Here is a 21,085-nt window from a genome sequence, read left to right on the forward strand (position 1 = left end):
GCTGGTGCTGATGCGCTTGATGGGGGTGCGGGTACAGACACAGCCTCTTATGCCGGGTCGGTCTCTGCGGTTGATGTGAACCTTTCAACAGGTGTTGGCGCAGGTGGTGATGCCGCTGGGGATACGCTGACCAATATTGAGAACCTATTGGGGTCATCAGGGGATGACACGCTAACAGGTGATGCCAATGCCAATAGCCTCACTGGCGGGTCCGGGAATGACATTTTGATCGGCCTTGGCGGCGGGGACACTCTGGATGGTGGCTCGGGATCAGACAGTGTGGATTATTCCGCCTCAGCGTCAGCGGTGACCATCAATCTGGCCACCAACACCGCTTCTGGTGGCGATGCGGCTGGGGATAGCTTTACCTCCATTGAGAACATTTTAGGCTCGGACTTTGATGATGATCTGACCGGCGACAGCTCTGACAACAGTTTAACTGGTGGCGCGGGCAATGACCGTCTGGTGGGCCTTGGGGGTGCGGATACCCTTATTGGTGGCACCGGAACAGACACAGCAGATTACGCCGCCTCCTCTGGCGCGGTGAATGTGAACCTATCCACCGGCACAGGTTCGGGTGGAGATGCCCAAGGCGACACGCTTTCCGAGATTGAGAACATTGTGGGCTCTGCTCAAGATGATGGTTTGACCGGCAACAGCTTGGACAACCAACTCTTAGGTGGCGATGGTGATGATAATCTTTCCGGCAATGGTGGATCTGATGATCTTCAGGGGGAAGCTGGTAATGATGTTCTTGAAGGTGGTGCGGGCGCTGACACATTAGATGGCGGCACCGGAACAGATACAGCAACCTATCAAGGTTCAGGGTCAGCGGTTAGTGTTGATCTGTCCACCAACACCGCATCTGGTGGGGATGCCGCAGGGGACAGCTTTACCTCAATCGAGAACCTTGAAGGGTCTGACTTTAACGACAGCCTGACAGGCGACAATAACGCCAACACCCTGAGCGGTGGTGCGGGTGATGACACCCTGATTGGTCTTGGCGGCGCAGACACTCTGGACGGTGGATCAGGTATCGATACCGCAGACTATTCCGCGTCAGCTACAGGGGTGGACATCTCTACCGATGGTTCCGTCGGATCTGGCGGCGATGCCGATGGCGATAGGCTGACAAGTATTGAAGTTATTAATGCCTCAGGCCAAGATGATGTGCTGACTGGCTCGTCCGCCGATGAAGGTTTCTATGGCAATGCTGGCGATGACCTCATTGAGGGTAAAGGCGGTGCCGATGTGATTGATGGCGGCACAGGTACGGATACAGCGTCCTATGCCTCCTCATTGGCTGGCGTGAATATCGACTTGGCGGCAGGCACCTCCGCGGGCGGCGATGCCCAAGGCGACAGCTTCAATTCTATTGAGACGATTATTGGCTCATCCCATGCAGATAATTTGTCCGCTGCCGCTGCCGGAAATACGCTTATCGGCGGCGCGGGCGATGATGTGCTAACTGGCAATGCTGGTGTTGACGACCTTCAAGGTGGAGCCAATAACGACACGCTTGCCGGCCTCGGCGGTGCGGACAATCTGGACGGTGGCACAGGAACAGATACCGCCGACTATTCTGCGTCTGACAATGGGGTGCAGATCAACTTGGCAGCAGGCACCGGAACGGGCGGTCACGCCGCCGGCGATACATTGTCCAATATCGAAAATGTCACGGGGTCTGACTATGACGATAGTCTGGTGGGTGACAGCGCAGTGAACCAACTGATCGGTGGCGACGGCGACGATTTGCTGGAAGGCGCAGGCGGTGCCGACAGCCTTGATGGCGGTGCAGGCAATGACACGATCACCTACACCAACGCCACGGCGGGCGTAAATGTGTCGCTGACCACAGGCAATGGGACAAACAACGAAGCTCAGGGCGACTTTATCCAGAATGTTGAAAACATTATTGGGTCTGGTTTTGCCGATACATTGACGGGCGATTCCGGCATCAACGCCCTCACAGGGGGCAGTGGCGATGACACGCTCATTGGATTGGGCGGCGCTGATATATATGATGGTGGCGCGGGCACGGACAGCGTGGACTACACAGCCTCAGCGTCAGCAGTAACTATAAATTTGGCGACAAACACGGCTTCAGGTGGCGATGCAACCGGCGATAGCTTCACGTCTATCGAGCGCATTGTTGGCTCTGCATTTAACGATGCTCTAACTGCGGCGGCAGGTGGCAGCACGTTGCTGGGAATGGACGGCAATGACAGCATAACTGGTGGAGCGGGCAACGACACGCTGGACGGTGGCGACGGTGACGATACAATTGATGGCGGCGACGGTGATGACACAATTGATGGTGGCGCCGACGATGATAGCATCGTTGGCGGTGCAGGTGCAGATGATATTGATGGTGGCACGGGCACGGATACTGCAAGTTATGCCGCTTCAGAGGCGGGTGTAACAGTAAATTTGACGACGGGCGTGGGCACTGGTGGTGACGCGGAAGGTGATCAGCTTAGCTCGATTGAAAACTTGGTGGGCAGTAGTTCAGCCGATCAGTTGACGGGGAACACCCAGATTAATGATCTGGATGGCGGTGATGGTGACGATATCCTTGATGGCGGTTTTGGGGCTGATGTACTCGATGGCGGCTCAGGCACAGATACCGCTAGTTACGCCAATTCAAGTTCAGGAGTGACCGTTAACCTTGGCAGTGGGACGGGCATTGGCGGCGATGCGCAAGGCGACAGCTTAACCTCGATTGAAAACCTAACTGGTTCTGCCTTTGACGACAGCTTAATCGGTGATGCTGGCGTCAACCTGCTTACAGGTGGTGACGGTGATGACAGCCTTGAAGGGGCTGCAGGTGCCGATGTGCTGGATGGCGGTTCAGGGTCGGATACGGCCAGTTACGCCAATGCGGCAAGTGGCGTTACGGTTGATCTGGGCACCCCGGCAAACAATACGGGTGATGCGCTTGGCGACAGCTATATTTCGATTGAGAACCTTGAAGGTTCTGGCTTAGCTGATGAGCTGACGGGCGATGCAAACGCCAATATTCTGTCCGGTAATACAGGCAATGACCAAATCTTCGGCGGTGATGGCGATGACACGTTAGAGGGCGATGCAGGCGACGATATATTGGAAGGTGGCGCTGGCGCAGACAATATTTATGGCGGCGTGGGCACCGATACTGTCACCTACTCTCTTTCGAGTGCAGCGATTGTCTTGTTCCTTTCTGGCGCTGCGAGCGCTGGCGGCGACGCCGAAGGCGACCGCCTATATGATATCGAGCATGTCATTGGCAGCGATTATGATGATGTTTTCAACGGCACTGCGGGCTCCGAAAGTTTCGAAGGTGGCGATGGAGATGACCGCTTTAACGATTCAATGGGCGCGGATATCTATGTCGGTGGCAATGGTATTGATATTGTCAGCTATTCCAGTTCGTCGTCAGGCGTAACCGTTAGCCTAACGTCTGGCACAGGTGTGGGTGGCTATGCCGATGGCGACAGCCTGAGCGAGATCGAAAATTTAAGTGGCTCCGGATATGGCGATGTTCTGACGGGTGATGCAAATGTCAATGTTATCAGTGGTGCAGGCGGTGATGACACCATCTATGGCGGCGCAGGGAATGATGATCTACGCGGTGGCTCTGGCGATGACACCATCTATGGCGAAGCTGGCGACGACACACTAAGCGGTGGCGATGGCTCTGATCACCTTTATGGTGGCGCGGGCGACGACAATTTGGACGGTGGCGACGGTGACGACACACTGAACGGCGGCACAGGCGCCGATGTCATTGATGGCGGCTCCGGCGTTGATACTGTTGATTATTCCGATGCAGCATCGGCGGTTGCGGCAGATCTGGGCGCCAATGTTGGAACACTTGGCGATGCGCTTGGTGACACCTTTACTTCGATCGAAAATATCACGGGCTCCGACTTCAACGACACTTTGATCGGCGGAGTAGGCAACAACGTCATTTCGGGCGGCGATGGTGATGATTTTATGTCTGGCCGTGAGGGCAGTGACACGCTAATCGGCGGGAATGGTGTGGACACCGCTGATTATTCGACCGGTGGTGTCGCGGTGAATGTGTCATTGCTGAATGGCGGTACCGCAGGTGATGCGCTTGGTGACACTTTCGATTCAATCGAAAATGTGACCGGCACAAATTACGGCGATACGATTGAAGGCGACAACTTCAATAACCAGATTGATGGTGGTGCTGGCGCTGACACACTTTACGATCTTGATGGCGATGATGTGGTGAATGCGGGCACCGGCAACGACTTGGTTTATGACGGTGCTGGCAACGACACACACAATCTGGGCGACGGCAACGATGAGATTTATGGCGGCGCGGGGAGCGATGCCATTGATGGTGGTGCGGGCACTGACACTTTGCGGTTTGACAATTCCAACACTGCGGTGACCGTTGATTTGCTCAATGGCACAGGCACTGGCGGCAATGCCGATGGCGACACATATGCCAATATCGAGACCCTTTATGGCTCTCAGGGCAGCGACACACTTACAGCCGATAATAATGGGAATTTGATTTACGCCGAAAATGGCAATGATGTTGTGACCGGTGGTACGGGCATTGATGAACTTCACGGTGACGATGGCAACGACATCATAGATGGCGGCGGCGGGGACGATCGCATATATGGCGACGATGGTAGCGACACCTTAACCGGCGGTGATGGCGACGACCAGATTTATGGCGGCAATGGCAATGATGTGTTCATTGGCGACGCGGGCAGCGATGCGCTGTTTGGCGGCAGCGGTGGCGATGACAGGGTTGATTATTCCGGGTCAGGTTTTGCGGTAAATGTCGACTTGGAAGGTGCTGGCACTGGCGGCACCGCTGAGGGCGACACATACAGTTCTGTCGAAAATGTCGATGGCACCGATTATGATGATACGATTTTAGGCAATAGCAGCAATAACGAGTTAATCGGTGGCGATGGTGATGACAGTCTAAATGGTCGGGGCGGCGCCGACATCCTAAATGGTGGCTCCGGCACAGATACTGCAGATTATTCAATTTCAGGTGCCATCAATATCAATCTGACCACAGGAACCCACACGGGCAGCCATGCCGCAGGTGACACCCTAATTTCCATTGAGGAAATCATTGGGTCAAGCAACAATGACAGTTTTACAGGTGGTGCCGCAGGCATCACATTTGATGGTGGCGATGGCAATGATGTTGTAGCCAGCCTTGCAGGCAATGACATTTTGATTGGTGGCTTGGGCGTAGATACGCTTAACTATTCCGCATCGGCATCAGCGGTAACCATCAACCTCGCAAGCAACACTTTGTCCGGCGGTAATGCGACAGGTGACACGATTTCAGGCTTCGAAAATATCATTGGCACAGCCGGGAACGATGATCTAACTGGCGATGCAAATGCAAATGATTTTGCAGGCGGTGCAGGTGATGACACGATGGACGGTGCAGCCGGCAACGACACAATTGATGGTGAAGATGGTGACGACACGATCGATGGTGGTGATGGGAATGATGTGATCACTGGCGGCGAGGATAATGATACTATTTACGGCGGCGCAGGCACAGACAACCTTTCTGGCAATGACGACGACGACATCATTTATGGCGGTGATGACAATGACATCATCGACGGTGGCGACGAGCAAGATCAACTCTTCGGCGATGCCGGGGATGACACCATTATTGGTGGGGCGGGCGACGATATAATCGCTGGCGGTACTGGCAGCGATAATTTGGATGGTGGCACTGGCAACGATACTTTGGATTATTCAAGTTCAAGCGCCAGCGTAACCATAGATCTAGGCGCGAACAGTGCGACTGGCGGCGATGCAACTGGCGATACAATTGCAAACTTTGAGCACATCATTGGGTCTGCCCAAGCCGATAATCTGACAGGTGATGCGAACAATAACAGCCTGACGGGCGGTGCGGGTGACGACGTATTGATTGGCCTAGGCGGCGCTGATGAATTGGATGGCGGCGCCGGCACCGACAGCGTAGATTATTCCGCGTCTGGGGCGGGTGTAAACGTACAGCTAAATGGGCTGACATCAAGTGGTGGCGATGCTGAAGGGGACTTGCTTACCTCCATCGAAAACATCACGGGTTCCGGTTTCGACGACACCATCACTGGTGTTGGCGCTGATGAAACTTTATCAGGTGGCGATGGCAACGATACGCTCAGCGGCAATGGTGGCGCAGATGTGCTCAATGGCGGCGACGGCGACGACATTTTGAATGGCGGTGCGGGCGCGGATGCGCTTGATGGCGGTGCAGGCACTGACACCATTGATTATTCAAACTCCAGCACATCGATCCAAATTGATCTAGACGCGGGCACAGGCACTGGCGGCGATGCGCAAGGCGATACGATCTCCAACATCGAGAATGTTACCGGATCACTGGTTTCGGACACGATCGCAGGGGATGGCAGTGACAACCGCCTGGACGGCCATGCAGGCAACGACACTATTACTGGTGGCGCAGGCAACGACACACTGATCGGCAGCGATGGGAATGACGACCTGCAAGGCGGTGACGGTATCGATACGATTTCCGGCGGCAATGATGATGACACCATCTCTGGTGGTGCGGGCGATGATATTCTGGATGGGGATGCCGGGGACGACACATTCACTGCCGATATTGGTGCAGACACCATTGATGGCGGCACTGGCACGGACACAGCAGACTATAGTGGCGCCTCCTCTGCCGTTACGATCAACCTAGATGGCACAGCATCTTCTGGTGCCGAGGCTGCGGGTGACGTGTTGACAAATGTTGAGCGTGTGATCGGCACAGGCTTTGCTGACCAGCTGAATGGAACTGCTGCCAACGAAACGCTTGAAGGCGGCGCAGGTGCAGATGTTTTGAACGCAGGTGCTGGTGACGACGTGATGATCGGCGGCACAGGTGACGATATCTTCGTTGCCGACGCCGGCGCAGATACAATGGATGGCGGCATTGGCAACGACCAAATCGACTATTCATCGTCAGCCAGCGGTGTCACGGTTCATTTGGATGGCACCACTTCTTCAGGTGGGGACGCTCAAGGCGATGTGTTGACCAATATCGAACAGGTCACAGGATCCGCATTTGATGATCAACTTAACGGCACCGCAGGCGCAGATACGCTGATTGGCGGCGACGGAGATGACGTTATTGCCGGGGGCGGCAGCGGCGATACGCTGCAGGGTGGCAGCGGCAATGATACGTTGGATTATACGGGCTCAAGCGCGGGTGTAACGGTTGACCTTGCAAGCAACACAGCCAGCGGGGGCCATGCAACGGGTGACACAATCACTGGTTTTGAAAATGTCACTGGGTCCGCTCATGGTGATGATCTAACTGGCTCGAGCGCCAACAATGTGATCAATGCGGGTGGCGGTGATGACACCATTGCAGGTGGTGCGGGCAACAACACAATCAATGCAGACAGCGGCAATGACACCATAATTGCGGGTGCAGGCGTAGATGTTATCGATGGCGGCAGCGGCAATGACCATGTGGATTATAGTGGGTCTGCTGCTGGCATAACCGTTAATTTGGATGGCACTGCATCCAGCGGCGGCGATGCGGCGGGCGACCAGCTAACCAATGTTGAAGAAATAACAGGCTCCGCCAGCAGCGATGTCTTCAATGGTACGGGTGCAAGTGAAACATTCAACGGCGGCGCTGGCGATGACGAGTTTAATGCTGGAGCAGGCGATGATGTGCTCAATGGTGGTGCGGGCGATGATTTGTTCCACGGCGATGATGGCGCTGACATTATTTCGGGTGGCGCCGATACCGACAGCGTAGACTATTCAGGGTCGAGTGCAGGCGTCACCGTAAATCTCGATGGCTCTGTTTCTGCTGGTGGCGATGCCGCAGGCGATCAGCTTTCGGGTATCGAACATGTCATTGGTTCGGACCACAACGATGTGATCAACGGCACCAATGCCAACGAAACATTGGACGGTGGAGCTGGCGATGACATCTTGATCGGCGGCGGTGGTGCCGATGTGATTACTGGTGGCGCTGGCACGGATAGTGTGGACTATTCCGCATCTGGTTCAGGCATCACGTTGAATTTGGATGGTAGCGCTTCATCTGGCGGCGACGCGGCTGGTGATCAAGTTTCGGGCGTCGAAAATGTCATCGGGTCTGGTTTTGCTGACACCATCAATGGCACTGCAGCAAATGAAAGTTTCACCTCCAATGGCGGTGCGGATAGCCTCATTGGTGCAGGTGGCGGTGACAGTTTCTTGGTTGATGCAGATATGTTGGATCTGTCGGCCACTATTGATGGCGGCACAGGCAGCGACAGCGTTGAGTTTGCTGCAGGCACAGGCACCATTGACGATGAAGCAATTTTAGATAGTCTCCTGACCGATATTGAGGTGATTGACTTCACCAATGCTGGAGTGGACGCGGACTTAGAGTTAAGCGCGTCTGATATTCAAGGCATGACGGACAGCAACAATGTGCTTACGCTTGACACCGATGTCGGTGATAGCATTGCCATCACGGACCCAGGCGCAAATGTTGTTGTGACGTCTGGTGCGGGTACAACCACCTACACGATCTATGATGACGCAACTCACACCACAGAAATCGCGCAATTGGTGGTCAATAGCTAGTTAGCGGGGCGATTTCTGACGTCACCTCAAAGCTAATTAAATCGGGATTATTGTCTGAAAGCGTTCGACTGCAAGCGCCGCACCGGGCGGAGCAAATAGTCCAACACAGTGTGAGAGCCAGTTAAGATATTCACCTCAGCCAACATGCCGGGCACAATGGGATTGTTGTCGCCCAGTGTGGCGCCATCGGCGCGCACGCGAACACGGAAGTAGGGATTGCCCTTTTCATCTTGCAATGCGTCGGGCGATATCTCGACCACCTCCCCTTTTAGGCCGCCATAGACTGTGTAGTCATAGGCGCTAATCTTGATCACCGCTTCCAAACCTGGCCATACATTTGCGCGGTCCTTAGGCGAAAGGCGCGCATCAACAGCTATCGTTAAATCGTCCGGAACAATCTGCGCCAACACTTGGCCCGGCTGAACCACGCCATTCACGGTTGAAACAAGCAATCGATTGATCCGCCCGTCAATTGGGGCCACAACATTGGTTCGGGATTTCCGATCCACCATGGCAGTGATCGCCTCATTCAATTTAGCGATAGTCACTGCAACTGCTGCGGCCTCTTTTTCGGCCTCCGCGCGTGCGCGCGTGGTCAATTCATTTTGTCGGCGCGACACTTCATCCAGTTCGGATTGGATGGATGGCACGCGAAACTCAAGATCATTTATTTGCGTAACCACTTGCTGCAAGCTGCTTTCACGTGACAAGAGTTCGTTGCGCGAAGCGGCGCCAGATTTGACTAGACCGCGATAACTTTCAACCTGTTGAAGCAGTAGGTTATATTCTTTGCGCTTATTTTCGAGACGCAATTTGTGTTCCGACAAGCTCAGACGTTGTTGCCGTGCCTGATCTTCAAAAATCAAAAATTGGTCTTTTAAATTGGCTTGGCGGCGTTCGAAAATCTGCTGTTCATTCGCAACGGCCTGTGGATGGTCTGCAAATAAATCATCGGGGGGCACCATTTGGGTTGCGCCTTCTGCTTCAGCAATAAGCCGCACTTGTCGAGCACGCTGTGATGCAAGTTCTAAACGAGTTTGTTCGAGTTCAGCTCTGGAAAAACTATTTTCGATGCGAAGCAGTACGTCTCCTCGCTGAACACTCTCCCCTTCTTGCACCAAGATATCAGAAATGAGCCCGCCCTCCATATGCTGGATGTTGCGATTTTGCTCAGTCGAGATGATCCGACCGCCACCACGCGTCACTTCATCAAGGCTCGTAAAAGCCGACCAAATGATAAACAGGAACAGGCCTGCACCAATCACCATCAAAAACAAGCTATTTGCGTGACGATCAATTTGGTCCGTACGGCGGGCAAAACTAGAGTCCCGCTGGATTGGATTGATCGGCGTAGGCAATGTTGGATTTGCGTTGTCCATTGGTGAAAACCGAGTCATTTCGTGAATGAAACGATTAGACCTTATTAACCTTAACTAAATATTTAAACAGGTCGGGTTAGCTAGAAATAACATAGTGATTTAAAAAAGTTACATATTTTGTCTCAGCAACTGGCCAAATCGATAGATGCGGGTGCAGCGTCGAACAAACCATCGTCCGTGGCGGTGGGTGAGCTAGATTTGCGCAAAGAGAAATGGACAGGGACGCAAAATCCCTCCACTTCTAACACCGTCGCCATTGCTGGTTTCTTTTTCCCGATTGCTGTTTGCAAAATTGCCAAAACCTGGCTTGGGCCCAATGCGCCTTTAGAAAGCGAAATTCTAGCGCGGTTTGGTGCCTATCCAGCACAGGAAACTTTAAAGAGTTTGGCAAATGAGGTGCAGGCTGAACTCGGCTTTCACCGAGACCGTCCGCAGCAATTGCTACGTCAAACGTTCCCACTATTGGCTGAACTGAATGACAATAAAGCACTCATCATATTAAGTGCTGAACATGACCACTTTAATGTGCTGGGAGAAAAAGGGCGGCAAAAGATAAGCGCCGAGCAGCTCGTGCCAAACCTCACGGGCAATTGGTTGCGCGTGCACCAAACCATCGCATCTGATCAAAACACAAATGGTGGCAGCGATCAGGCAAAATCGGTGCCGCAAGAAACCGCACTGTGGCCAGCCTTAAAGCGTTTGATGGCGATGGCGACACAGAATTACCGTGCATTTTTTGTACGGTTGCTTACAGCGGCATTTTTATCAAACCTTCTGCTTGTTGTGCTGCCCTTATTTATCACCATCGTTTATGACCGCGTGGTGCCGCACGGGGCGTTTGAAACATTGACGGCGCTGACCCTCGGTGTGGTGCTCGCGCTCATGATTGACGTCGGCCTGCGCGCAGCTAGAGTGAATATGCAGGAGGCAATTGGCGTCAAGCTCGGCCTTAATTTGCAATCGGCTCTCTATCGAAAGTTGGTAAGCGTACCTTTGGCAACGGGCCAACAATTTGCGAAGGGCTTCACTTCCACAATTAATGAGATGGACCATGCATCATTGCTGGTACCAACCCTAGTTACTGGGCTATTGGCGGACCTGCCCTTTGTCATCTTAATGCTGGCATTGGTTTATGCACTCACTGGCATCGTCGTTCTGGTGCCCATATGCGGCATTTTGATCATTGGTGCCGCAGTGGCTTGGGGAAGTTTCAACACGCAAAAGAATGCACGCGCGACACATGATGCGCGTATCGAGGTGCAAGATCAAGCCATAGAAACCTGCGCCACTTTAGCAACCGCAAAAGCGACGAGAACCGAGCATTTATTGCTCGATAAATGGGAACGCCGCACGGATAATAGCGCCTATCTAAATCACAAAACACGCCAAGCCAGTGCGTTTTCTACGCAGCTAATGCTCAACATCACTCAATTGACAATCGTCATGACCATTGTGGTTGGTGCGATTGAAGTCAATGCTGGTATGATGACATTGGGCAACCTCGCGGCCGCCACCTTGCTCGTGGGTCGCATTATCTCTCCCATCAGCCAATTGATCATGCAATTGGGCCAAATTGGCAATTTGAAAAGTGGCATCACCAAGGCCATGGCTTTATTGGAACTGCAGGAAGAAACTGGCGGTGACAGCGCACATTCTAGTGCGCGTATTGAGGGCAATATTGCCTTGCGTCATGTGCAATTTTGCTATCCCGGAGCCGCCGATCCGAGTTTAAAAAACATTAGCCTGGATATTCGGGCCGGTGAACGCATTGGTGTGATCGGGCGCAATGGGGGCGGCAAATCCACTTTGCTCAAACTTATTCCTCGCCTCTACGCACCGACCCAAGGGCAACTCATGTTTGATGGTTATGATGCGCGTCAAATATCGCCATTTTTGTTGCGTCAATCCATTGGGTATATGAGCCAAGATACAGTGTTGGTGAACGATAGCGTTCGCGCAAATATCGTGAACGGCGTGGACAATATTGCCCATGATTGGATGGCTAAAGTTTCCAACATTTCTGGAGTTAGTGACATCGTACAGCGTCATCCACAAGGGTTTAACCTTACGGTCGGTCCGCGTGGTGAGCATTTGTCTGGTGGGGAACGGCAAGCGGTTGGCTTAGCGCGCACTTTGGCTGCCAATCCGAAGATATTGTTGCTAGACGAGCCAACTTCGGCCATGGACAACACCACCGAAGCCGCATTGATACAAAAGCTGCCCGAAATCTTGCAGGATCGCACCTTGATTTTAGCCACTCATCGGATGCAACTTTTGCGTTTGGTCGATCGGATCATTTGGATCGAAAACGGCACCATCATGGCAGATGGTCCCCGCGATCAAGTGCTGCAAAAGCTGCAGTCAAAGGCGAGTTAGGAGAACATCATGGCGCGCCGACTTGAAGAAGAAGACAATCACTGGCCCGGCTTTGTGGATGCGCTCTCCACCATCGTAATGGTGGTGACTTTTTTGCTTATTATTCTCGGCATTGTCATTTTTGCTATCTCTCAGCAGATTGCAACAACTGTCATAACCGCCGACGTCTCAGGTAAACCGCCAACCGAAAAAGTTGAAAACGACATTCTTGAAGCCGACACGCCGCAAGTTGCTGAGGTGAAACCCGAAGCGGACCCCGTTGAAAAACAACCCACTCCCGCACAAAGCGAAGTGGGCGTGATAGAACCTCAGCAAAGTGACACTCTCACCCAGTCAGAAGCAATTGATTCTGACAATGAACTGCAAATTCAGTCGCGCCGCATCATCGAAGAAAAGAAAATTGTGGTGGCAACCGAGGAGGAGAACTCCAAGCAGACACCTGACGAGGTTGTTGTTGAAAGCGCAGCGCAAATTCTCACTGTGTTGTTTAAAGGCAAAGGTCTGGAAGTAACCGACGAAGCAGGAGCTGAGATTCAAACCTTTTTGGATGAGAACCGTGAGCAGCTACGCGGCGCGAAACTCACCGCTTGGGGCTTTTACGATCCAGCAAGCACGGCCCAATCTCAAGCAAAGCGCAAGGCGTATTTCCGCGTTCTTTCTGTGCGCAATGTCTTGATCAATTCTGGCTTCGAAGGCGAGAGCCTCACAATAAATGTACGCCCCGCAACGCGCGATGAAGAAATCGATCAGGTGCGCGTTTTCGTGGGTGAATAATTCTTAAAACTGAATGTCATAAATAGACTGATTAGTTGCAGCTTTTATTAACTAAATCTGCATTTATCCCTGTCAGCCTTAGACCAAGTTTTGCGTATCTAGGTATTTTCGAATGATCAAGACCATTCACACCCCGCTAATCCGCATGTCCGTCGTGTTCGGCGTATTGATGCTGTTGTCGCTTTGGCAGTATGAATTCATCATTTCTGCGACTTCTGCCAATGTGATGCTCAATGTCACGATTTTTGCGACATTTTTCTTTGGGGTTGCACTAACCTATCGCAATATTCTACGCCTTAAGAACGAGCAGCTTGCCTATCTGGCAATGCGCGAGCATTACGATGATTGCATGATTGAAAAACGCGGCAATGTTTTAGATCCATTGTGGCGTCATTATCGGTGCAAAGAATTGGCGGCTGTTTACCAAAAGCCGGAAGTGCTTGGCCCGACCTATCAGCTCATCACCGAAGAGTTGATGAAGAATAAGGACATTAACCTCTCGCCTGCCACCATGCAGACCTTGTTGGATGCAATTGATGCGCGGTTGGCCGACCGCAAATCATTGACCCAATATGTTGCAGGCATTTTGGTTTTGCTTGGTTTGATCGGCACCTTCTTGGGCCTCATGGTGACATTGGCTTCTGTTGGTGAAATCTTGGCGGCTATTGATCTAACCGGTGGCGATCCTTCGGCTGCCATTCAAAATCTGATGAAAAAACTTCAAGTGCCGCTCCAAGGTATGGCAACGGGCTTTAGCTCATCATTGTTTGGTTTGGTGACATCGTTGGTTCTGGGGCTTATGGTGCGTTTTAGCTCAATGGCCTTTTCTGAATTTGTGCAGGATATTGAAGGTTGGATGTCCACTATTGTGGAGATCGATGCGGAGAGCAAAGTGACCGCTGGCACGCCTGCTGCACAGGCAATGATTGAAGAAAAACGGCTCAGCTTGATTATGCGCACTGCCCGCCTTAGCGCGGCCTCCAATACACGCATCAACGAGAAGCTGTCGCGCCTGACCGACGCTATTGAAGATTTGACATTGGATACGCGCGAGCAGCGCCAAGCCCTCAACGCCTTGGTCAGCGTGCAAAAGCAGACGAATGAATCTCATCGCCTTCTGCACGGCGCAATGCATAAAACGATCGATGCGGTTCACTTTATTTCCGCCAATCAGAATATGAAAAATGAATTGGTGGACACAGCCAACAGCTTGTCTCGGCAACTTGAATTGCGGGATGAAGCCGTAACTGATCAGCTTAGAAGCATTGACTTGCAAATCGCCAATCTCAACCGCAATCATGAGCAGGTTTTAAAGGTTGAACATGAGATCGATGCGCTGGATCCATATGCCTTGCTAAAAGAAATTAAAGCCAGCCTATCTGAAGGTGACATGCAGGGCGTTCGGCATCACATGGCCGAGCATGAAGCGCCCACACCTCAAAAAGAAGATGTTAGCGATGCACAACAGCACTCTTCTGCCACAAATGCTGCGCGTTAGGAGGACATGATGCACAACCCTCAAGGTCAAGACATGCAACCTAAGCCTGTCAACGAAATAGTCGCAAAGCAATCCGAAACGTTGCGCCGCCGGATCGATAAAGATCAGGAAAAGAATGCACACAAACGCAAGTTTCAGCGGCACCCAACATTTGCGGTCTCCACGCTCATGCTCTTGGACAATTCTCACATCTTTGATGGTGTGATAACTGAGGTGTCCTCCGGCGGTGTGAAATTCCGCCCTGCATCCTCGTTCTTGCAAGAGAGAAATGGAGAGCGCGTGGCCGTCAAGATTGATGAGATCCAATCAACTGGCGTTATTCGTGCGTCACGCGCAGACGGATATGGCATCCAACTCCTTGAGAAATTTTCAAATGAGGAGATGGATCATATTCTGCAAAACTATGGTGTGAAGGATTAATCACATTTAGGGCGTGGCCAAAACGGGATTAGCCTCAGAAAACCACACAGAGATGTCAGGCCTATTAAGAGTGGGCGCTCACTACATTCGCTAGACGCAACACGCGCTGTGTCGCCTCTTCTTCCAAATTGCTATAATTGGCATAAGACGAATTTTTGTCGGGCGTTGGCAAGCGCAGTGTTTCGCAACGCAGGGCCTCGACTTGACTGTAAATCGAGAATGGCATTTCCGTTCCGCGGCATATCATTGCAAGCAAGTCACCACTTACGCTTAGCAAGCTATGATAGACCTTTGTTTCGGAAAGCTGTGATTTTTGCGCAAGCAGATACGCAATGCATTTTGGACGGCGCTCCTGCACCAAGCGTATAATTGCTTCTTCAAAGGACATGCGGCCCTGTTCGATATCGGCATAGATCGACTTCGCATCAATCCGAAGCTTCACATGATTGATCTTTTGGTTGCTCGCCATTTCCTTAGACTTGGCAACAAGCGCACTAAATTTTCCATCTTGGCCTTTGAGCATGTTTTCCAAACTGGCTTTTCCAGTTTCATCCAACTGACTCATGATTTCGTCAGCGACGGACTCATCAATATCATCCCGACTAATCAGAGATTTCAGAAGCGTCTCATCCCGTGCGGATTGTTTCGACAAGCTGGCAAATCCGTCGGTTGAAATCTTGGCAGAAGTGTTTGCTGCCACCGTGCGTAAAACTTCTACTTCATTATGGCTGATCAGTTGATCGGTGACTTTTTCCGACAAGTTCTCTCGACGCCCAACAGCTATGCGGTGTTCTTTGCTTTTTCGTGCGGTGATGTTCAACAGATCTTCGTCGGTTAGAACAGTTGAGAATTCCAAAATTGGCTTCGCGATCTGGATGTCTTCTTCGGCCAAATCTCGCGTCAGATTATGCGGCGCATTCGGTGTATGCGCCATTTGCGATGCAAGTTGCGCTTTGCGATCGGGCGCCATACTCACCAATAATTGACACAAAATGTCGCCAAACTGGTCTGCACTTTTTTCAAGATTTCCTTGTCGTTCTGCCTCAAAAAATAAGTTGGCAACTTCGTAAGCGACTGCTCTTCGCTCTTCGCTGGTTAAACCAGATTTAACTTTATTCAATAACGACATACATCTGAAACCTTAAGTTGTCTCTGTGCAGATGCTAACGAAGAACTGTTAAGAAGATATTTCACAATATATTGAAGTGACAGCACATTTTCGCATTTCGTCAATGATGCAGCTGAAATCAAAGTCGGCAAATGGCTGCACATCCCAAATGATAATTCAGTGTACCTTCGCAACGTTGCACTTCCGAAGCGAACCTTTAAACATCACGATAGCGAATTGGAATTTAAGTTAGCCAACGAATTTGCTGTGCTTCGCAAAATGCTGAAAGAGCTGTAGTTGAACGCAATCAGCACTTCTTACAAATGGACTTAATCTGAGAAAGTGAATGGCGGAGAGAGAGTCTGTATTTTAAGGTGTAAATATCAATCAAAATCGGTCAAAATCGATCCGACTTATATCTTTATATTCAACACCTTATTGATTTCTTCTATCAAAATATGTCAAAATTAAAATCAGTAAATCAAACCTAGGCTGGTGGGCTAGATGGTGGGCTGAAATGACATTGACAGATACTAAACTAAAGAAGATTTCACCAAAATCTAAGCCGGTCGCGGACGTTCATGTTCAAGGCCTATATTTTTATCCTTCTGCTACAAAGGTTGGTAATGGGAAATGGCTTTTTCGTTACACTTCCCCACTCACGCGAAAGCGACGCGAAATGGGTCTGGGAACGTTTCCTGAAAAAAGCCTCAAAGTTGCAAGGCGAGAAGCATTTGAGCACCGCATTGCTGTGGAGGACGGGCTAGACCCTTTGCGTGAAAAGGAACTCGCCGAAGCCAACGCTCGTGCTGAACACGATATTCCCGATTTTGCTAGTATTGCCCGCAAGGTTTATCGAGAAATTTCGCCCTCTTTTAAGAATCCAAAGCATTCTGCCCAGTGGATAAACACCATAGAAAAGTTTGTTGTCCCTCAGATTGGCTCGATCAAAGTCAATGATCTTCGTCCAGTGGATTTTGCCGATTGTTTGAGGCCCATTTGGCTGACCAAGCCAGAGACCGCCTCTCGCGTTAAACAACGTTGCGACAGGATCATGAAATGGTGCGCTGCCCATGGCTACATTTTAGCAAGTCCTGTCAGCGTTGTAGATGACCTTTTACCTCGTCAGCCAAGCAAGAGAGAACGTGTTGTTCATCATCCAGCGCTCCCTTGGCGTGAGGTCCCAGGCTTTGTTGTAAACTTCCTGACTGAAGGGCACCTTAGCTCTACGCAAATCCTTCTCAAACTGCTGCTGTTAACGGCAACACGCTCAGGTGAAGTTCGGGGAATGAACTGGTCAGAAGTTGATTTCGACAATTCAGTTTGGATTATCCCCGCAGATCGGATGAAAGCGAGCGCTGCACATAGAATTCCACTTGCGAAACAGGTTGTCGAAATTCTTCACGAAATACACTGTCACAGAGATATCGATACAGACTTGGTTGTTCCTTCGTCTCGAAATAGCCCACTTAGCGATATGGCATTCACCAAGTTTTTGCGAGAGCAGAATATACCGAGCGACATGATTGACAGACATGCCACCGCACACGGTTTCCGCTCCTCTTTTCGCGATTGGGCATCAGAGAATGGCTTCCAGCGCGATCTTGCTGAACGTGCCCTCGCCCACACAATTAAGAGCAGCACCGAGGCCGCATATCACCGCACTGATTTACTCGAACAGCGCAGAGCAATGATGCAGCATTGGGCTGATTTTTGTTTGGGGAATTAGTTTCACATTTTCAATTTTGTCTTCAATTATAAGAACAACTTCCGGCCAGATTTGTTATAATGACAATAATGCGGAAGCGTTATTTTGCTTTGCACTGAAATCCTCCAGGGAAAAATTCCCAAAAGCAGAAATTGGGATCACTTGCATTGCTTCCTCAAAGCAGACCTTCGACGAATGCCTTGCCCGGATTTGTTTTAAAGGCGGCTTTGCGGACAAAGCGACCAAGCCCAAATGTGAGGCATGCGGTCGCCTGATTGATCATGCGCCTGAAGATTTAAATTCGAAAAGCGGATATTGGACGAAAGCAATGTACCCGTTTTCGGTAGACCGCTGCGAGCAAACATCGAGTATTCAGGAACATACTGAGTGTTCTCATTGGAGCCACTAAACTTGTGCCAAGGTCCTCGAACTTGCTTCAGCATTCTCACTGTTTCGTTTTAAGAACCGAGTGATTTCCTCAGGAACAATTTCTGTGCCAAACTGCCTTGAGAAAAGTGATACTGGCGTGGCATACGCGTTGGCAGCATGAGTGGGGTTCTTAAAAAGTCGCCCATAGACATAGTGCATAAGCATAAGCATACCGTTTGCTTGTGCGGGTGACATGTTGACTAGCGCTTGCTGAGCAATTTTGGATGGTTTTTCTTCACTGGTAAACAAGACATGCATCAAGACCTCGATTTGGGGAACATAAGTGCAAACCTTTTCTAGAATTTGGTCCAAACCATGACGATTTGCTACTGCGACCATGGCTTCACATTTCAAGATCAACAAATAGACCTCATATTGCGATCCTGGATCACAAAGCTCTAAGGCATGATCAAGCGCAACTTGCCCTTCTGTATTATGCCCAGCGAACACTCGCATCTGTCCAACCACAGGCAGTGATGCTGCTAAGGAAGTGCTTTCCTTGTGCAAGCGCTCTGCCATTTTAAAAGCCATATCATTATATCCGCGATCAATAAAATACAGCAATTTGGCTGCTGGCAGCAAAAATGATGGTTGGTTTTGAAGGTGTGGCAAGCTTGAAGTGACAAGCGCTTCAATTTCATCTTCATCGCTTTTGCGAGGATCGTGGTTGGAACTGAAGATTTGCACACTGTCTTGCAGATACTTGGTGTGGATGTTCGTCGCGAGCATAATTTTGGCGTGATAATCAACTGGATTATCCTCTACCTGCTTGCGCAAGCTCTTTTCACCCTCTGACCAATGTCCTTTTATGCCCGTAAATGTTTTTCCGGCTTCGATCATGCCAACGGCCAGGGGAACGTGGCCTTTTGCCTGCTTCGCAAGTGCAGTTCTTAGCGTACCGGAAATCTCTTCGGCTATGGTTTCAATATTGGGTTCCAGCGATTTGGAAACACAAATTCTTTTCGCAAAAAGAGTTTTATCTGAACTGAATTGATAGCCGCGAAACACACATTCTAATTCGCCATCGACGAGAACATAGCTGAGCTCAACACCGACTTCCGGTGCTTCCGATACAAGCGTTTGCGACGCCTGAACATCAGGATGAAACTCAATAAGCAATTTATCGTCAAAGTGTTTTTCGAAATTCTTGTGAAACTGCTTGGAAAACGCAAGGGCTGCGGCTCGCTCCATGCCGATATGATTGAGACCCAAAATAGGACCGACGACAGCATGGCAATCTTTTGCCAAGGATTGCTCATTGGTTTGTTTGGCCAGCCAGATGTATCCCTCCCCATATCGAGTAGCGATAAAGACTGGTGTTTTGGCATTGTCGCCAAGCTTTTGCCTTAGACGATTGATCAAAAAATCAATGCTTCGATCTAATTTCTCGTCGCTACCGAAGCTAACCACATCTAGTAACTGGGATCGACTTTGAAGTCGCATGGTATGTTGAGTGAAGTGCCTAAGTAGACTCGTTTCCGCCTTGGTAAAGTTTACTTGCTTACCATCATCGCAAGTGGCCGAGAAGAATGATTCATCAAACTTCAGATGTCCAAGTCTAATTGAACGCTCCATGCAATTACTCCCCGACGCGTCACACAATGGATTTTTAGACTATGTACAATATCTACCAATCTCAAGGCCTGCAAATATTTCTACAACAATTGTTGCCTAACGTTTCTCATAGACATTTCAATATGTTTGCAAGTGAATGATCAACCAGACTGCATTCATATTGAAACTACTAACAGTATTGCGTTGCTTGCTCGCGGTGAAAGAATAACGGGTGCATTGGCCTACATTTGAATTCGGAGTTGTTATGCGCGGTTTGCTTATATTTTTCCTTCTCACTCTTTTGTTTTCCCCCACCACCATTCAGGCATCCCCGGATGTTGATTTCCCTCAGGAGGGATATTCCTATGGCGGGAAAGTCCGAAGTGGGCCGTCAATGAACCACAAACAGGTCGGCAGTCTTTTCGAAGGCGACCGCATCCTCATTTTAAATGGCACAGGTGCCATGATGAACGGATACGAATGGTTCAAAATCCGCTATCGTAATGGTCGTGTGGGTTATCAATGGGGTGGGATCATGTGTTCACAAAACCCATATCCTACCATTTTCCGTGTTTGCAATGGCCCAAAACTGCAACCGGAACAGCCTGTAAGCCAACAATTCCCAGTGTTTCCAAGTGTGAACGGATACGTAGTTAGCCAAGTCAATCACGCATTGGGCAGCTTTGCAAATGCAGGCAACGGACAATGGCATGAAATAGATATGCAAGGACAAGTGACTTTTCAGTTCCAAGAAGAATATCGGGATGAATGGTCCGTCTATCTATTTGACGCATCGCGCAATGTATCCATCCAAATTGACCTTTATCGAGGTCAGATTTCTTACGCTGTAGGATCTGATCCAAAAACTGATCTTTATTCCATAACCGATGCATTTGATATGTCAGGAGTTGCACGGACAGGCGGCGACACGCCTTTAGCGGCGACGTCAACCACCGTGCGTTACACCTGCGCAGAAGGCCTGCCGCTGACGGTCACCTATGTGAACAGAGGCAATGGCCACGTGATCTTCAGCATCGACGGTTCGCCGGAACGGCGCCTCGAGCAGGCTGTTTCCGGCTCCGGGTCCCGTTACACGGACGGTAGGTTCACGCTCTTGAGCAAAGCGAGTTACGTGACGCTCCAGCACCCTAGTGGTGTCGACAGTTGCGTTGAACAATAACCGGCAGGTAACCACTGAATATTTCAAGAAAATATCCAACACGCCCATC

General features: G+C 50.6%; 10 protein-coding genes. 7 read left to right on the top strand and 3 right to left on the bottom strand.

The window, feature by feature from the left end:
* Positions 1–75: 75 nt before the first annotated feature.
* A complete protein-coding gene (locus tag ACP15Y_RS14655; RefSeq protein ID WP_424983854.1) occupies positions 76–8,610 on the top strand; it encodes a hypothetical protein in 8,535 nt (2,844 codons plus the stop codon).
* A 47-nt stretch (positions 8,611–8,657) separates the two neighbouring features.
* Here ACP15Y_RS14655 and ACP15Y_RS14660 read toward each other — a convergent pair whose 3' ends face one another.
* A complete protein-coding gene (locus tag ACP15Y_RS14660; protein ID WP_424983855.1) occupies positions 8,658–9,989 on the bottom strand; it encodes an HlyD family type I secretion periplasmic adaptor subunit in 1,332 nt (443 codons plus the stop codon).
* A gap of 117 nt (positions 9,990–10,106) precedes the next feature.
* On the opposite strand from ACP15Y_RS14660, the gene ACP15Y_RS14665 reads away from it, so the two are divergent.
* The 4 genes from ACP15Y_RS14665 to ACP15Y_RS14680 all read left to right on the top strand — a co-directional run bounded on the left by ACP15Y_RS14665 (position 10,107) and on the right by ACP15Y_RS14680 (position 15,057).
* Positions 10,107–12,365 carry a peptidase domain-containing ABC transporter gene (locus tag ACP15Y_RS14665; protein WP_424983856.1) on the top strand — a complete coding sequence of 753 codons (2,259 nt, stop codon included), beginning with the start codon at positions 10,107–10,109 and terminating at the stop codon, positions 12,363–12,365.
* A 9-nt stretch (positions 12,366–12,374) separates the two neighbouring features.
* Positions 12,375–13,139: a hypothetical protein gene (locus tag ACP15Y_RS14670; RefSeq protein WP_424983857.1), complete on the top strand. Its 765-nt coding sequence runs from the start codon at positions 12,375–12,377 to the stop codon at positions 13,137–13,139.
* Positions 13,140–13,251: 112 nt separating this feature from the next.
* Entirely contained in the window at positions 13,252–14,637 is a 1,386-nt protein-coding gene (locus tag ACP15Y_RS14675) for a hypothetical protein (protein WP_424983858.1), read from the top strand.
* Positions 14,638–14,643: 6 nt separating this feature from the next.
* The gene (locus ACP15Y_RS14680) at positions 14,644–15,057 is read left to right on the top strand and encodes a PilZ domain-containing protein (RefSeq protein WP_424983859.1); all 414 of its coding nucleotides are present in this window, start codon (positions 14,644–14,646) and stop codon (positions 15,055–15,057) included.
* A gap of 64 nt (positions 15,058–15,121) precedes the next feature.
* Here ACP15Y_RS14680 and ACP15Y_RS14685 read toward each other — a convergent pair whose 3' ends face one another.
* Positions 15,122–16,186, bottom strand: coding sequence for a DUF2336 domain-containing protein (locus tag ACP15Y_RS14685; protein ID WP_424983860.1), 1,065 nt, complete (start codon positions 16,184–16,186; stop codon positions 15,122–15,124).
* A 496-nt stretch (positions 16,187–16,682) separates the two neighbouring features.
* Between ACP15Y_RS14685 and ACP15Y_RS14690 the strand changes: the two genes are divergently transcribed.
* Positions 16,683–17,894, top strand: a complete 1,212-nt coding sequence (locus ACP15Y_RS14690) for a tyrosine-type recombinase/integrase (RefSeq protein ID WP_424983861.1) — start codon at positions 16,683–16,685, stop codon at positions 17,892–17,894.
* Between the two features lie 384 nt (positions 17,895–18,278).
* On the opposite strand, the gene ACP15Y_RS14695 is transcribed toward ACP15Y_RS14690, so the two are convergent.
* Positions 18,279–19,877, bottom strand: a complete 1,599-nt coding sequence (locus tag ACP15Y_RS14695) for a winged helix-turn-helix domain-containing protein (protein ID WP_424983862.1) — start codon at positions 19,875–19,877, stop codon at positions 18,279–18,281.
* Between the two features lie 244 nt (positions 19,878–20,121).
* Here ACP15Y_RS14695 and ACP15Y_RS14700 point away from each other — a divergent pair, with 244 nt between their 5' ends.
* A complete protein-coding gene (locus ACP15Y_RS14700; protein ID WP_424983863.1) occupies positions 20,122–21,036 on the top strand; it encodes an MliC family protein in 915 nt (304 codons plus the stop codon).
* Positions 21,037–21,085 lie beyond the last annotated feature (49 nt).

This window comes from Maritalea sp. S77, from assembly GCF_049801075.1.
Classification (GTDB): domain Bacteria; phylum Pseudomonadota; class Alphaproteobacteria; order Rhizobiales; family Devosiaceae; genus Maritalea.

Bases quoted from the DNA above. Each gene is read 5' to 3' on its own strand.
- ACP15Y_RS14660 (WP_424983855.1), bottom strand. From the start codon at position 9,989: ATGGACAACGCAAATCCAACATTGCCTACGCCGATCAATCCAATCCAG.
- ACP15Y_RS14680 (WP_424983859.1), top strand. From the start codon at position 14,644: ATGATGCACAACCCTCAAGGTCAAGACATGCAACCTAAGCCTGTCAAC.
- ACP15Y_RS14685 (WP_424983860.1), bottom strand. From the start codon at position 16,186: ATGTCGTTATTGAATAAAGTTAAATCTGGTTTAACCAGCGAAGAGCGA.
- ACP15Y_RS14670 (WP_424983857.1), top strand. From the start codon at position 12,375: ATGGCGCGCCGACTTGAAGAAGAAGACAATCACTGGCCCGGCTTTGTG.
- ACP15Y_RS14700 (WP_424983863.1), top strand. From the start codon at position 20,122: ATGCGCGGTTTGCTTATATTTTTCCTTCTCACTCTTTTGTTTTCCCCC.
- ACP15Y_RS14695 (WP_424983862.1), bottom strand. From the start codon at position 19,877: ATGGAGCGTTCAATTAGACTTGGACATCTGAAGTTTGATGAATCATTC.
- ACP15Y_RS14675 (WP_424983858.1), top strand. From the start codon at position 13,252: ATGATCAAGACCATTCACACCCCGCTAATCCGCATGTCCGTCGTGTTC.
- ACP15Y_RS14690 (WP_424983861.1), top strand. From the start codon at position 16,683: ATGACATTGACAGATACTAAACTAAAGAAGATTTCACCAAAATCTAAG.